We start from the raw sequence: 13,672 nt of genomic DNA, 5'->3' as shown, positions 1-13,672 counted from the left end.
CATGCAGACCGTGGAGCTAAACCATGATTACGCAGCTTCACCGGACGCGTTATGGGAAACGGCTACAGACTGGGCGAGTGTCCAAGCGGCGATGAGAGGGCTGGTCAGATTTCATGGCCTCCCGGATGCGCCTTTAAAGACCGGACAAGTCATCAAGAGCGAATTTTCGCTGTTTGGATTTTTTCCGCGTTCGCCATGGGTAATGGAGGTTCTGGAATACGATCCGGGACGTCGCGTTTTGCGCAGTTTCGAGCATGGCGGTCCGGTAAAGGCATGGCGGCATAGCCTGCACGTGTTTCCCTATGAGGACGGCGTGCGTTTGTCAGAGACTATTGAGGTTGATGCAGGGGCCATGACGCCGCTTTACGCGGCATGGGCGGGCTTCATGTATCGCTGGCGACATGGACGCCGCAAAGCGATGCTGGCCCGGCGTTAAGCCGACTCCATACGTTTTTTCGCCTTCTCGAACACGTCGTGGAACATCGCCTCGGTGAGGCGGCCGGTGTTCGTGTTGTAGCGGCTGCAGTGATAGCTATCGATCATGAGAAGCGGGCCGTTGGGGCCCTCCAGTTCATGTTCAGCGGCGTGCGCGAATTTCTTTGCGGACAGCTTGTAGCCGAGAGTCGCCAAAGCGTTGTCGTGGGCAATCTTGCCGAGCGCGACGATGATCTGAAGCCGGGGCAGGGCCTCAAGCCGGGCGCCCAGATAGTTGCGGCAGGTTTTGGCTTCCGGCCCCGTCGGCTTGTTCTGGGGCGGCACGCACCGCACCGCATTGGTGATCATGCAGTCAGTGAGGCTCAGGCCGTCATCCGGCCGCGCGTCATATTCGCCTTTCGCAAAGCCGTATTTCTGCAGCGTGGGATAGAGGAGGTCGCCCGCCCAGTCGCCGGTGAAAGGCCGCCCCGTCCGGTTCGCCCCGCGCAGGCCGGGCGCCAGACCGAGGACCAGCAGGCGGCAGTCTTCCGCTCCGAAAGACGGGACCGGGGCGTTGAACCAGTCAGGTTCTTTCGCCCGCCATTCCTCGCGGAATTCGACAAGGCGCGGACAGAGCGGACAGTCGCGAGGCGCTTCAGGCGCGAAGGTTCCCGCGCTCACGAATCGTCGTCGTCATCGTGGTTGTTGGAGCCCCCCGCGCGGCCGATCAGGCCTTCCAGATCCGCCAAGTCAATAAAGGAATCTGCCTGACGGCGCAGATCGTCGGAGATCATCGGCGGATCGGTCTTCAGGCTGGACACGACGGAGACCCGCACGCCCTTGGCCTGCACCGCCTCGACCAGCTTGCGGAAATCGCCGTCGCCGGAGAACAGGACGATGTGGTCCAGATTGTCTGACAGCTGCAGGGCGTCGACTGCAATCTCGACATCCATATCGCCCTTGATCCGGCGATTGCCCTGGTGGTCGGTATAGCTCTTGGCGGGCTTCGTGACGACGCTGAAGCCATTATAATCCAGCCAGTCGATCAGGGGACGGATCGGGGAATATTCCTGATCCTCCACCAGCGCGGTGTAATAGATGGCGCGGATCAGGCGGCCGCGCTTGCGGAATTCTTCCAGAAGCTTGCGATAGTCGATGTCGAAATCGAGAGATTTGGCGGCGGAGTAGAAATTCGCGCCATCAATCATCAGCGCCAGACGTTCATTCGGATAGAATGCCATGATCAAATCCCGTAATTGCAATCAATATAGAAGACTAAGCGCGTAGCATGATCATCATAGCCCTTGGCGGCAACCGTCCTTTTCAAGGACGTCCGCCGGAAATCACCTTGCTGAAGGCCATACGGGCGTTACCCGAGAAGGGGGATGTTGCGGTTGTTGCGCGGTCGGGGCTGTGGCGCAGCCCGGCCTGGCCCGATCCGGCTGATCCCCCCTACGCCAATGCCGCGGCGCGTATCGAGACAAGCCTGGCGCCGGAGGCGCTGATGACGCGCTTGCTGGAGGTGGAAAAGGCGTTCGGGCGGGACCGCGCGGGCGAGCCGCGATGGTGCTCCCGTACACTGGATCTGGACCTGATTGATTATGACGGGCGGACGGCAGGGGGCGAACACCTGACTCTGCCGCACCCGCGCGCCCATGAGCGCGCCTTTGTGCTGGCGCCGGTTATGGACATCGCGCCGGAATGGTCGCATCCGGCGCATGGACGGGCGCGGAGCGTGCTGGAAAGCCTGCCCGGCGAGGCGCGTGAAGGCCTGTCGCGACTGCGCTTGAGCCCTTCGCAGACGCACAAGCGGTCTTGAATACAAGGGCAGGGGCCCCTAAACAGAAGTTTCGTCTAGGTTTTTCGTTTTCCAGGAGGGCGCATGGCCCGCGTCACCGTTGAAGATTGCATCGAACAGGTTCCGAACCGTTTTGAGCTTGTTCTGCTGTCCGCACATCGCGCCCGGAATGTTTCCGCCGGCGCTGAACTGAAGCTGGACCGCGACAACGACAAGAATCCGGTCGTGGCGCTGCGCGAAATCGCCGAGAAGGCGGTCAAGCCGTCCGATCTGGAAGAAAGCCTCGTCTCCAGCCTGCAGCGCGTTATTCCGCTGGAGGATGTCGAGGACGAAGAAGAACGCGCGGCCATCGCCAGCCGCGGCGGTGACGAGGGCATCAGCGAGGAAGACATGCTTCGCGCTCTGCAGACCGACCGCGACGCCGGGCCGGATAACCGGTTCTAAGGAGCCGCCTTGGCCGAAGCTGTTCGCGAGCACGCAGACACAGCAGCAACGACGCAGCAAACCGCGCCGGCGGACCGGCGCGGTTTTTTGCGTCAATATGAGCTTGTCGACCGGGTCCGGGCCTATGACCCGAATGTCGATGAAGATCTGATCAGCCGCGCCTATGTGTACGCCGTCAAAATGCACGGTGACCAGATGCGCGCTTCGGGCGATCCGTATTTTGCCCACCCGGTCGCGGTTTCGGAAATTCTTACAGACCTGCGGCTCGACTCCGCCTCTATCGCGACGGCGCTGCTGCATGACGTAATCGAGGACACCGACGCCAGTTTCGACACGGTTGCCGAGATGTTCGGCGTGGAGGTCGCCAAGCTGGTCGACGGGGTCACCAAGCTGGGCCAGGTGGAGCTGAATTCGGAGCGGACGAAACAGGCCGAAAACCTGCAGAAGTTCATTCTGGCGATTTCCAACGACGTCCGGGTCCTGCTGGTGAAGCTGGCGGACCGGCTGCACAATATGCGGACGCTGCATTTCATCTCCAAGCCGGAGAAGCGCGAACGTATCGCCCGCGAGACGCTGGAAATCTATGCTCCGCTTGCGCGGCGTATTGGCGTGAACCGCATCTGTACCGAGCTGGAGGAGCTGTCCTTCAAGCATCTCAACCCGGCGGCGTTCGAGACGATCTCCAGGCGTTTGGCGGTGTTGCGCGAGCAGGTTGGCGACAAGATCGCCCAGATCACGGCCGACCTTGTCGACATGCTGGAGAAGGAAGGCGTGTCCGCGCGGGTCTATGGCCGTGAAAAGAGCGCCTATTCGATCTGGCGCAAGCTGGAGCGCAAGTCGCTGAGCTTCGAGGAGCTGGCCGATATCTACGGCTTTCGCGTGGTCGTGGACGAGGAGAATACCTGCTACCGAACGCTGGGCATCATCCATCAGCGCTGGCGTTGCGTGCCGGACCGTTTCCGGGACTTCATCTCTGTCCCCAAGCCGAACAATTACCGCTCCCTGCACACCACGATTATCGGCCCGGACCAGATGCGGGTCGAGCTGCAGATCCGCACCGAGGAAATGGATACGGTCGCCGAACACGGCGTCGCCGCGCACTGGCGCTACAAGGATGACGCCTACCGGTTCGACGCCGATGCGGCCAAGCGCGCGGGCGGCGACCCGCTGGCGCGGCTGCGGCCCTTCGTGGAAATCCTGGAGCATGGCGGCGACCCGGACGAATTCCTGGAGCACGCCAAGCTGGAGATGTTCACCGACCAGGTGTTCACCTTCACTCCGCGCGGCCAGCTTATTCCGCTACCGGCGGGCGCGATGCCTCTGGATTTCGCCTATGCGATCCATACCGATCTGGGCGACACCACGGTCGGCGCCCGTATCAATGGCCGCGAGCGGCCGCTGACCACCACGCTGAATAACGGCGACGTGGTGGAAATCCTGCGCGCCGGGTCGCCGGCGCCGATTTCCGGCTGGGAAGACCTGGTCATCACCGGGCGCGCGCGGTCCGCCATCCGGCGTCTGGTGAGGACCAGCGAGAAGGACGAATTCGTCAAGCTGGGCCGGGTAATTGCCGAATCCGCGTTCCGGCGCGAGGGCAAGGAACTGCGCAAGTCCAATCTCAACGATGCGCTGCGCCGGCTGGAAGTGGATGACGAGAACCGCCTCTATGAAGAGCTGGGCCGCAATCGCATTACCGGGGCGGACCTGCTGGACGCCGTATTCCCCGGCCGCAAGGACGCCAAGCGCCTGCGGGGACGACCGCGCTGGCTGATCCGCGAGGAGAAGGCGCAGCTTTTCGTGCGCGGCAAGGACAAGGATTTGACGCCTGGCGTGACGCTGCATTTCGCAAAGTGCTGCACGCCGCTGCCGGGCGACCGCATCGTGGGCATATTGCAGCCGGAAATCGGCGTGGAGGTCCACACCATAGATTGCGACACGCTGGCCGATTTTGACGAGGACAAGGACCGCTGGGTCGACCTGGACTGGACGCCGGAGGCCGAGAAAGCGACGGCCATGAGCCGGGTTCTGGTGACCGTGGTGCACGAGGCCGGGGTGCTGGCCGAGATCGCGCAGATCGTGGGCGAGAACAACGGTAACATTACCGATGTTTCCACCCTCAATCGGTCCACAGATTTCTTCGACATGCGCTTGGATATCGAGGTTCTGGACGCCAAACACCTGTCGCACATCATCGCCGCCCTGCGCGCCAGCCGCAGCGTGGTGAAGGCCAAACGCGCACAGGAGACCAAGCGACGGTGAATACCCAGGACGTACTCGACGAATTCAAGGCGGCCGGCGGCCTGCTTGAAGGCCATTTCATTCTGTCTTCCGGGCTGCGCAGCCCGGTCTTCCTGCAGAAGGCGCAGGTCTTCAAGGATCCCAACCGGACAGAGAAGCTCTGCAAGGCGCTGGCGAAGAAGATACGCGACGCCGTGGGCGGTCCGGTCGACGCCGTTGTTTCGCCCGCCGTGGGCGGAATTATCCCGGGGTATGAAACAGCGCGGCATCTGGGCTGCGACGCCCTGTTCGTGGAGCGCGAGGACGGTGAATTCCAGCTGCGTCGAGGTTTCGCGCTGCAGCCGGGCGAGCGCGTGGTGATGGTGGAGGACATCGTGACCACGGGGCTGTCTTCCCGCGAATGTCTGGACGCGCTGCGCAAGACGGGCGCGGAAATCCTTGCCGGCGCGTGCCTGATCGACCGGTCGGGCGGCAAGGCGGATATTGGCGCGCCACTCATCTCGCTCGCCCAGGTCGATTTCCCGGCCTATAAGGAAGACGAACTTCCTGAAGAACTGAAAGCCATTCCGCCGGTGAAACCGGGCAGCCGGGGCCTTGCGTGAGCGACCTGCCGCGCCTCGGGGTCAATATCGACCATGTCGCGACCATCCGGAACGCGCGCGGCGGAGACCATCCCGATCCCGTGCGCGCGGCGCGGCTGGCCGCGGAGGCGGGCGCCGAGGGCATCACGGCCCATCTGCGGGAAGACCGCCGCCATATCGGGGACAATGATATCCAGCGGCTGGTGGACGAGATCGACCTGCCCCTGAACCTGGAAATGGCCGCCACGGACGAGATGGTGGAGATCGCGCTTCGCCACCGCCCGCCCCATTGCTGCATCGTGCCTGAAAAGCGCGAGGAGCGGACGACAGAGGGCGGGCTGGACGCCGCGCGGCATCACAACCAGCTTGCCCCCGTCGTGCGTCGGCTGCGCGAGGAAGGCGGCATTCGCGTGTCGCTGTTCATCGAGCCGGACCCGGTACAGGTCGCCGTGGCTTCGGCGCTGGGCGCGGAGGTCGTGGAATTTCATACCGGCCGCTATGTCGAGCACGTTTTCGCAGGTGAAACGAAAGACTCGGAAGCCGAGCTGGAGCGGATCCGCGACGCCGCCACTGACGGGGCGGGGCGCGGGCTTGAAATCCACGCCGGACACGGCCTGACGTTCGACACGGTCAAGCCGGTCGCAGCCATCGCGGAGATGCGTGAGCTGAATATCGGGCATTTCCTGATGGGGGAGGCGATCTTCATCGGGCTGGAAGAGGCGATCAGGCGCATGAAGGCGCTGATTGCGGAGGCGCGCGCATGATCCTTGGCATGGGCAACGACCTGATTGATATCCGCCGGGTCGAACATTCGCTGGACCGGTTCGGCGACCGTTTCGTGCAGCGCATCTTTACCGAGATCGAACAGGCCAAATCCGACAAGCGCCGGGAGCGTGCGGCGAGTTACGCCAAGCGTTTTGCGGCCAAAGAGGCCTGCGCCAAGGCGCTGGGAACCGGCGTGCCGCGGCGCGGCGTGCACTGGCGAGACATGGGCGTGGTGAATTTGCCGAGCGGAAAACCGACGCTGGCCCTGACGGGCGGCGCGGCGGAACGGCTTGCGGCGATGACCCCGGACGGGCATACGGTGCAGGTTCACCTGACGATCACGGACGACTTCCCGCTGGCGCAGGCTTTTGTGATTATTGAAGCCGCCATCGCGCCTGCTCAACCGGCGCCGCGCGGATAAGACAATGATGGATCGTGTTTTGAATATGAAGGGCTCGAAAAGCGCGCTGGGCGAGAATGTCCGCACGATCGTCTATGCGCTCGGCATTGCGCTGATCCTGCGCACCCTGCTGTTCCAGCCTTTCCATATTCCATCTGAGTCCATGGTGCCGACGCTGGCGACCGGCGACTACATCTTTGCGTCCAAGTTTTCCTATGGCTACAGCCGCCATTCCCTGCCTTTGTCGCCGCCCATTTTTGACGGACGGATTCTGGGCGGGCAGCCAGATCGCGGCGATGTCGTGGTGTTCAAATATCCGCGCGACAACCGCACCGATTATATCAAGCGGGTTGTGGGCCTGCCCGGCGACCGGATCCAGATGATCGACGGCGTGCTGAACATCAACGGTCAGCCGGTCGGCCATGAATTCGTGAAAAGCCTCAATACGACGGACGATTTCGGAAACCGCCGCGCCACTCAGGTCTATCGGGAAACCTTCCCGAACGGCGATACGCACATCATTTTCGATCAGCGCAAAGGCGGCCCGGCCGATAATACGCGAGTCTTCTTCGTGCCCGAGAACCATTATTTCATGATGGGCGACAACCGGGACGACAGCCGCGACAGCCGCTATTTCGATGCGGTTCCGGCGGAGAATTTGGTCGGCAAGGCGCAGATCATCTTCTTCTCCGTCAATGAGAATTTCCGCCTGCTGCGGCCCTGGACCTGGTTCAATTTCCGGCTGGGCCGCTTCTTCCACGGCGTCAGGGCCAACGCCGAAGAATTGTGAGCAAGGACCCGGCTCTCGCCGAACTGCAGGACCGGATCGGACACCGGTTCAAGGATCGCGAGCTGCTGATCCGCGCCCTGACTCATTCCAGCTTTGGCGATGGCGCGGGCGACCGCAGCAATAATGAACGTCTGGAATTTCTGGGCGACCGGATACTGGGCCTTCTGACCGCCGAAAAGCTCTATGAGACATTTGCCGACGTCGCCGAAGGCGGACTGGCGCCGCGCCTGAACGCGCTGGTGCGGCGGGAAACCTGCGCCCGGGTGGCGCTGGACGCCGGTATCGACAAGGCGCTGCGGCTCAGCAAATCGGAGGAGCGGGGCGGCGGCCGGGAAAAGGATTCCATCCTGGGCGACGCCTGCGAGGCCATGATCGGCGCGCTGTATCTGGATGGCGGGCTGAAGGTGGCCCGTCACTTCTATGATTCCTTCTGGAAGAAAGAACTGAAGAAGGTCATCGATAAACCGCGCGACCCCAAGACCGCCCTGCAGGAATGGGCGCTGGCGCAGGGTTACGACGTTCCCCGCTATACGATCGTGGGCCGGTCGGGCCCCGATCACGCGCCGAAATTCAAGGTGGAAGTCAGCCTGGAGGGCGTGAAACCCGAGCGGGGGAAGGGGAGTTCAAAACAGGCCGCCGAACGCAACGCTGCCGAAGCCCTGTTCAAGCGAGAAACCGATAATGGCTGACCCAAGCACACGTTCCGGATTTGCCGCCGTTATTGGCGCGCCGAACGCCGGCAAGTCGACGCTGGTAAACCAGATGGTCGGGACGAAGGTCTCGATCGTGACGCACAAGGTGCAGACGACACGCTTTCCGGTGCGCGGCGTCGCCATGCATGACGACTCCCAGATCGTGTTTGTCGACACGCCCGGCATTTTTGCCCCGCGCCGCCGGCTGGACCGCGCCATGGTGCGCGCGGCCTGGACGGGCGCGGAGGAGGCCGACGCGATCATCCATGTGGTCGACGCCGCCGCCCAGACGCGGATCGGCACGCCTGATGAAACCGGCTCCGACCACCGCTCCGGAGATGATGTCGCGCGGGTTATTGACGGCCTCAAGGAGGCGGGGCGGACGGCGTTTCTGGCGCTGAACAAAATTGACGCGATGAAGCGGGAACCGCTGCTTGAGTTAGCGCAAACACTCAATGATACAGGTGTTTATAGCCAGATATTCATGTTGTCAGCGACCAAGGGCGACGGTGTAGGCGATCTGTTGAAAGCTGTTTCGGAAACGATGCCGGAAGGCCCGTATCTCTATCCACCCGATCAGGCGGCGGACCTGCCGCAAAGTCTGCTGGCCGCCGAGATCACGCGCGAAAAACTGTTCCTGCGCCTGCACGCGGAGCTTCCCTACGCCACCGCCGTGGAAACAGCGAGTTGGGAGGAAAAGCGCGACGGCTCGGTCAGGATCGAGCAGACGATATTCGTGGAGCGGGAAAGTCAGCGCGCCATCGTTCTGGGCAAGCAGGGCCGCGCCATCCGTGAAATCGGGCAGCGTGCGCGGGAAGAGCTGGAAGAAATCCTCGGCCGCCGCGTGCATTTGTTCCTGCATGTGAAAGTGAAGGAAAACTGGTCCGAACAGCGCAGTCTCTACACGCCGCTGGGACTGGAGTTCGACGTCTGACGCCATGGAATGGACCGATCAGGGTATCGTCATCCGGGTCCGTCCCCATGGCGAATCCAGCGCCATTATAGAATTGCTGACCCCGGAAAAGGGCCGTCATGCCGGGCTGGTCCGCGGCGGGCGATCCAAGCGTCTGCGCGGTGTTTTGCAGCCCGGCAATCAGGTGCGGGCAACCTGGCGGGCGCGGCTGGAAGACCATCTGGGCTATTTTGAAATCGATGCGGCGGATCCGTTTCCGGCGGAATTGCTGGATGACCGGCTGGCCATTTCCGGCCTTAATGCCTCCTGCACGCTGCTTTCCCAGGTGGCGCCTGAGCGCGAAGCGCATCCCAAACTGTTCGACGCCTTTTCCACGCTGATCGCCAATATGGATCAGCCCGACATCTGGCCGGCCCTGATGACGCGGTTCGAAGCCGGGTTGCTGGCGGAGCTGGGATTCGGGCTGGATTTGCGGCGGTGCGCGGCGACCGGAGTCGAGGAAGACCTGATCTATGTCAGCCCGAAATCGGGCCGGGCGGTCAGCGAGGCGGCTGGCGAGCCCTATAAGGACAAGCTGTTCCTGCTACCCGAATATATGCGCGGCGGCGCGCCGAATCTGAAGGAGGGCGACGTGGCGGCGGCGTTCGCCCTGACCGGGCATTTTCTGGAGCGCTGGGTGCTTTGGCCCTCTGACAAGCAATTGCCGGAGGCGCGCGCCGAGATGCTGGAGCGGCTGGAGAAAGCCGGACGCCTGTAGAGGCGAAAGCTTGGCCGTCGCGCGGGGCCCTGATATGCCGCGCTTTCTATTCTTCGCGAGGGACGGGTAGGTGAGCAAATCACGTGATATCATCGATTTTCTGGCGCAACGCCCCGCAGTCCGGCGCGATTTGCAGGACGCCATGTCCGGCGCGCTGTCGGAGTTTCTCTCGAAACACGGCGCTTTCATTCCCGCCGCGCCCTATGGCGAAATCCAGAAGGAATTGCCCGAAAATTACCGTTTCGAGGCTGTCGAAGCGCGCCTGGAACGCGACCGCGCCCATTTCGAGGCGTTTTTCGAAGAACTGAAGCCTCATTTCTATTCCGAGGCGCTGAACGCGGTTCCGGAGAACGCCCCGGACGACGATCCGCAGGCGGTCTATTGGAAGAACGGTTATTTCTCCCGCGCCGACGCCCGCGCGCTCTATGCCATCGCCGCGGTTCATGATCCCAGACGCTGGGTCGAGGTGGGGGTTGGCCATTCCACCCGGTTTTTGCGAAAGGCCATAGAGGAACACGGGCTACAGACCCGGATCACCTCGATCGACCCGTCGCCCCGCGCGGAGATCGAGGGCAAGACCGATGAGCATATCGAGCAGAACCTGCTGGACGTGCCGCTGGATGCCTTCGCGGCGCTTGAAGCCGGGGATGTGTTCTTCCTCGACGGGTCGCACGTCATGCTGCAGGGGACGGACGTGACCCATGCGTTGCTGAACGTTTTCCCGGTGCTCAAGCCGGGCGTTCTGGTGCACGTTCACGACATCTATCTGCCTTTTGAATATCCGGCGGCGATCCGCGTGAAGCAGTTCAATGAGCAGCACGCCCTGGCGGCGATGCTGCAATTCTCCGATCATTGGGACGTGCTGCTGCCGGTGCATTTCATGCGGCGCACGGGCATGATCGAATATGGCGGCGGATCGTTCTGGATGCGCAAGACAGCCTGACCCGCCGTATAAAACGCCGCTCCCCGGCGTACCGATTTCGCTCGAATCAGAGACAATGCCGTCATGACCGAATTGACGCCTCCGCCCGACGCCGGGCGCATACAGGACGAGCCGCTTACCGAGGCTCTCTCCACCCGTTATCTGGCCTATGCGCTGTCCACCATTACGCAGCGTGCGCTGCCTGATGTCCGCGACGGCCTGAAGCCGGTTCACCGCCGCCTGCTGTTCGCGATGCGGGAATTGAAGCTGGATCCGAAATCCGGCTTCAAGAAGTGCGCCCGCGTGGTGGGCGACGTCATCGGTAAGTATCATCCACATGGCGATCAGGCGGTCTATGACGCCATGGTTCGTCTGGCGCAGACCTTCGCGGCGCGGTACCCGCTGGTCGAGGGGCAGGGGAATTTCGGTAATCTGGACGGCGATAACGCCGCCGCCATGCGATATACCGAGGCCCGCCTGACTCAGGCCGCCAAGCTTCTGCTTGAGGGGCTGGACGCGGATACGGTTGATTTCCGCGAGACCTATTCTGGCGAGGATGAAGAGCCCGTCGTACTGCCCGCCGGTTTCCCGAACCTGCTGGCCAATGGCGCGGCGGGGATCGCGGTGGGCATGGCGACGTCCATTCCGCCCCACAATGCGGGCGAGCTGTGCAACGCGGCGCTGCACCTGATCAAGCATCCCAATGCCCGCACCGACACGCTGATCGAGCATGTGAAGGGGCCTGATTTCCCGACGGGCGGCATTCTGGTCGATGATCCGGCCGGCATTGCCGAGGCCTACGCCACCGGGCGCGGCTCTTTCCGCCTGCGTGCGAAATGGGAGACCGAGGATCTGGGGCGCGGTCAGTACCAGATCGTGATTACGGAAATTCCGTACCAGATCCAGAAATCCAAGCTGGTCGAGCGCATCGCCGAACTGGTGGATTCCAAGAAGCTGCCGCTGCTGGGCGGGGTCAGCGACGAGTCCGCCGAGGACGTGCGCCTGATCCTGGAGCCGCGCAGCCGGACGGTCGAGGCGGCAATCTTGATGGAGTCGGTGTTCAAGCTGACCGATCTGGAAAGCCGGGTCAGCCTGAACATGAATGTGCTGGACCCGCATGGCGCGCCGCGCGTCATGGGCCTGCGCGATGTGCTGCAATACTGGCTGGATCACCGCCGTGAGGTTCTGCAGCGGGCCACGCGTCACCGCCTCGCCGCCATCGCCGACCGGCTGGAGGTGCTGGAAGGCTATCTGATCGTCTATCTGAACCTGGACGAGGTGATCCGAATCATCCGGGAAGAGGACGAGCCCAAGAAGGAATTGATCGCCGCGTTCAAGCTGAGCGACCGGCAGGCCGAGGCGATCCTGAACATGCGCCTCCGGTCTCTCCGCAAGCTGGAAGAGATGGAGCTGAAGAAGGAGCACGACTCGCTGTCCGGGAAGAAGGGCGAGCTGGAAGCCCTGATGGGCAGCGAGGACAAGCAGTGGGCGCGGATCACAGATCAGATCCGCGAAGCGCGCGACGCCTTCAAGGACGATCCCCGCCGCACGCAGTTTGGCGAAGCCCCGGAAGGTGCGGCCGAAATGGTCAGCGAGGCGCTGGTTGTCCGCGAACCGATCACCGTCGTGTTGTCGGAAAAAGGCTGGATCCGTGCGCTGAAAGGCAAGGTCGATGACGTCAGCGACCTGAAATTCAAGGAAGGCGACCGCGCGAAGTTCGTGGTGCAGGCGGAAACGACCGACAAGATCATGCTGTTCGCCTCCAATGGCCGTTTCTATACGCTGGCGGGCGACAAGTTGCCGGGCGGCCGCGGCGCGGGAGAGCCGTTGCGCCTGATGCTGGACCTGGAAGAAGACCACGAGCCGATTGCCCTGTTCCGGCACGATCCCGAGCGGAAGCTGCTGCTGGCCTCGTCAGCGGGTTATGGCTTCGTGACCTCGGAGAAGGACCTGGTCGCACAGACCAAGTCCGGCAAGCAGGTCATGACGGTCAGCGGCGACGTGGAAGCGGCGGCGGCCCGCGAAGTCACCGGTGACCGCGTGGCGGTGATTGGCGATAACCGCAAGCTGCTGATCTATCCGCTGGAAGAGGTGAGCGAGCTGTCGCGCGGCAAGGGCGTGAAGCTACAGACCTTCCGCGACGGCGGATTGGCCGACGTGGCGGTATTCAACGCCGAGGATGGCTTTACCGTGATCGACACATCCGGCCGGCGGCGCGAGATTGCCGAATGGAAGGAATATGAAGGCAAGCGCGCCCAGGCGGGACGCCTTGCGCCGAAAGGATTCCCGCGGACCGGGAAATTCGGCCCCGATTTCCGCCTTTAAGCTCGGGGCCGCGGGCGGTATTCCTAGACGCAACGCCATTTCACCGGGAGAGACACCGTGACCTTTATCTGGATCTTGCTCGCGATCGTTGTTGTCGTCGCGATTTTCGGCATCACGATTTACAACCGCCTTGTGGCTCTGCGCCAGGCGGTCAACCAGGCATGGGGCGATATCGACGTCCAGCTTAAGCAGCGCTACGACCTCATTCCGAACCTCGTCGAGACCGTGAAAGGCTATGCCAGCCATGAGCGGGAAACGCTGGAAGCGGTCACGCAAGCGCGCCAGCAGGCGATTGACGCCAGCTCTCTGCAGGACCAGCAACAGGCCGAAAACCTGCTGACCGGCGCGCTGCGCCAGCTGTTTGCCGTGGCCGAGGCCTATCCGGACCTGAAGGCCAACCAGAACTTTCTGGAGCTGCAGCGCGAGCTGTCGGACGTGGAAAACAAGATCGCGGCGGCCCGCCGCTTCTTCAACAATTCCGTGGCGGAACTGAACACCGCGGTCGAGCAATTCCCGGCCGTGCTGTTCGCCGCGCCGCTCGGCTTCTCGAAGAAGGAATATTTCGAGGTCGACGTGGACGACCGCGCCAAGGTCGAGGCCGCGCCGGACGTCAGCTTCTAGGGACGGCTGAGC

Annotated in this window: 16 protein-coding genes; 14 read left to right on the top strand and 2 right to left on the bottom strand. The window is 62.8% G+C overall.

The window, feature by feature from the left end; all coding sequences use genetic code 11:
• Nucleotide 1: 1 nt before the first annotated feature.
• Nucleotides 2-436 (top strand): SRPBCC family protein, encoded by a 435-nt coding sequence (locus tag L338_RS17015; protein ID WP_081639550.1) that lies wholly within the window; start codon nt 2-4, stop codon nt 434-436.
• On the opposite strand, the gene L338_RS09215 is transcribed toward L338_RS17015, so the two are convergent.
• Nucleotides 433-1,095, bottom strand: a complete 663-nt coding sequence (locus L338_RS09215; protein WP_022698087.1) for a uracil-DNA glycosylase — start codon at nt 1,093-1,095, stop codon at nt 433-435. The two genes, L338_RS17015 and L338_RS09215, sit on opposite strands and share 4 nt — an antisense overlap.
• Nucleotides 1,092-1,655 (bottom strand): LabA-like NYN domain-containing protein, encoded by a 564-nt coding sequence (locus tag L338_RS09210; protein WP_022698086.1) that lies wholly within the window; start codon nt 1,653-1,655, stop codon nt 1,092-1,094. The genes L338_RS09215 and L338_RS09210 overlap by 4 nt, the downstream gene beginning before the upstream one ends.
• Before the next feature lie 47 nt (nt 1,656-1,702).
• Between L338_RS09210 and folK the strand changes: the two genes are divergently transcribed.
• The 13 genes from folK (at nt 1,703) to L338_RS09145 (ending at nt 13,660) form a co-directional block, all read left to right on the top strand.
• Nucleotides 1,703-2,233, top strand: a complete 531-nt coding sequence (gene folK / locus L338_RS09205; RefSeq protein ID WP_022698085.1) for a 2-amino-4-hydroxy-6-hydroxymethyldihydropteridine diphosphokinase — start codon at nt 1,703-1,705, stop codon at nt 2,231-2,233.
• A gap of 63 nt (nt 2,234-2,296) precedes the next feature.
• Nucleotides 2,297-2,656, top strand: coding sequence for a DNA-directed RNA polymerase subunit omega (gene rpoZ, locus L338_RS18200; protein ID WP_022698084.1), 360 nt, complete (start codon nt 2,297-2,299; stop codon nt 2,654-2,656).
• A gap of 9 nt (nt 2,657-2,665) precedes the next feature.
• Nucleotides 2,666-4,915: a RelA/SpoT family protein gene (locus L338_RS09195; RefSeq protein ID WP_022698083.1), complete on the top strand. Its 2,250-nt coding sequence runs from the start codon at nt 2,666-2,668 to the stop codon at nt 4,913-4,915.
• Nucleotides 4,912-5,496 (top strand): orotate phosphoribosyltransferase, encoded by a 585-nt coding sequence (gene pyrE, locus L338_RS09190; protein ID WP_022698082.1) that lies wholly within the window; start codon nt 4,912-4,914, stop codon nt 5,494-5,496. Before L338_RS09195 ends, pyrE begins: the two co-directional genes overlap by 4 nt.
• Nucleotides 5,493-6,239, top strand: a complete 747-nt coding sequence (locus L338_RS09185) for a pyridoxine 5'-phosphate synthase (protein ID WP_022698081.1) — start codon at nt 5,493-5,495, stop codon at nt 6,237-6,239. The genes pyrE and L338_RS09185 overlap by 4 nt, the downstream gene beginning before the upstream one ends.
• Nucleotides 6,236-6,661, top strand: a complete 426-nt coding sequence (gene acpS / locus L338_RS09180; RefSeq protein ID WP_022698080.1) for a holo-ACP synthase — start codon at nt 6,236-6,238, stop codon at nt 6,659-6,661. Before L338_RS09185 ends, acpS begins: the two co-directional genes overlap by 4 nt.
• Nucleotides 6,662-6,665: 4 nt before the next feature.
• Entirely contained in the window at nt 6,666-7,430 is a 765-nt protein-coding gene (gene lepB / locus L338_RS09175; protein WP_051122746.1) for a signal peptidase I, read from the top strand.
• On the top strand, nt 7,427-8,119 hold the full coding sequence (gene rnc, locus L338_RS09170) for a ribonuclease III (RefSeq protein WP_022698078.1): 693 nt from the start codon (nt 7,427-7,429) through the stop codon (nt 8,117-8,119). Before lepB ends, rnc begins: the two co-directional genes overlap by 4 nt.
• A complete protein-coding gene (era, locus tag L338_RS09165) occupies nt 8,112-9,056 on the top strand; it encodes a GTPase Era (protein WP_022698077.1) in 945 nt (314 codons plus the stop codon). The genes rnc and era overlap by 8 nt, the downstream gene beginning before the upstream one ends.
• Nucleotides 9,057-9,060: 4 nt before the next feature.
• Nucleotides 9,061-9,792, top strand: a complete 732-nt coding sequence (gene recO / locus L338_RS09160) for a DNA repair protein RecO (protein ID WP_022698076.1) — start codon at nt 9,061-9,063, stop codon at nt 9,790-9,792.
• A 70-nt stretch (nt 9,793-9,862) separates the two neighbouring features.
• Nucleotides 9,863-10,735 carry a class I SAM-dependent methyltransferase gene (locus tag L338_RS16520; protein ID WP_022698075.1) on the top strand — a complete coding sequence of 291 codons (873 nt, stop codon included), beginning with the start codon at nt 9,863-9,865 and terminating at the stop codon, nt 10,733-10,735.
• A gap of 63 nt (nt 10,736-10,798) precedes the next feature.
• Nucleotides 10,799-13,039: a DNA topoisomerase IV subunit A gene (parC, locus tag L338_RS09150; protein ID WP_022698074.1), complete on the top strand. Its 2,241-nt coding sequence runs from the start codon at nt 10,799-10,801 to the stop codon at nt 13,037-13,039.
• 66 nt (nt 13,040-13,105) lie between these two features.
• Entirely contained in the window at nt 13,106-13,660 is a 555-nt protein-coding gene (locus tag L338_RS09145) for a LemA family protein (protein WP_422110944.1), read from the top strand.
• Nucleotides 13,661-13,672 lie beyond the last annotated feature (12 nt).

Origin of the sequence: Euryhalocaulis caribicus (assembly GCF_000412185.1) — a bacterium.
GTDB classification, from domain to species: Bacteria; Pseudomonadota; Alphaproteobacteria; order Caulobacterales; family Maricaulaceae; genus Euryhalocaulis; species Euryhalocaulis caribicus.
This window is presented reverse-complemented; position numbering and strand designations above follow the sequence as displayed.

Coding starts and splice junctions, on each gene's coding strand:
- L338_RS17015 (WP_081639550.1), top strand. CDS start 2: ATGCAGACCGTGGAGCTAAACCATGATTACGCAGCTTCACCGGACGCG.
- L338_RS09210 (WP_022698086.1), bottom strand. CDS start 1,655: ATGGCATTCTATCCGAATGAACGTCTGGCGCTGATGATTGATGGCGCG.
- folK (WP_022698085.1), top strand. CDS start 1,703: ATGATCATCATAGCCCTTGGCGGCAACCGTCCTTTTCAAGGACGTCCG.
- rpoZ (WP_022698084.1), top strand. CDS start 2,297: ATGGCCCGCGTCACCGTTGAAGATTGCATCGAACAGGTTCCGAACCGT.
- acpS (WP_022698080.1), top strand. CDS start 6,236: ATGATCCTTGGCATGGGCAACGACCTGATTGATATCCGCCGGGTCGAA.
- lepB (WP_051122746.1), top strand. CDS start 6,666: ATGATGGATCGTGTTTTGAATATGAAGGGCTCGAAAAGCGCGCTGGGC.
- era (WP_022698077.1), top strand. CDS start 8,112: ATGGCTGACCCAAGCACACGTTCCGGATTTGCCGCCGTTATTGGCGCG.
- recO (WP_022698076.1), top strand. CDS start 9,061: ATGGAATGGACCGATCAGGGTATCGTCATCCGGGTCCGTCCCCATGGC.
- parC (WP_022698074.1), top strand. CDS start 10,799: ATGACCGAATTGACGCCTCCGCCCGACGCCGGGCGCATACAGGACGAG.